Genomic DNA, 238 nt, shown 5'->3' on the forward strand with positions numbered 1-238 from the left:
TGTGGAGGTCAAGATCACATCCTCCAAGGTAACGGGTTCACCGTTCAGGGTATCATTGGAAAGCACGTTACTGTCCGGTACAATGCCTCCCGAGGTATCTGAAACGTAGGAATCGTCGACTGCATCGATTGTATTGCCCATGCCCTCTTGAACCTCAACGGTCACGGTGGCTGTGTCACAATTGTCCACATTGGCAATCTCGCAGATGGTGTACTCCACGGTATAGGTGCCTGGCGCA

The 238-nt window shown here is 52.1% G+C and carries 1 pseudogene; it reads right to left on the bottom strand.

The annotated features are described in order from the left end of the window. Positions 1-238, bottom strand: a pseudogene (locus EO131_RS17505) (hypothetical protein); the annotation flags it as partial.

The sequence above is a fragment of the Flagellimonas beolgyonensis genome, from assembly GCF_003992615.1.
Classification (GTDB): domain Bacteria; phylum Bacteroidota; class Bacteroidia; order Flavobacteriales; family Flavobacteriaceae; genus Flagellimonas; species Flagellimonas beolgyonensis.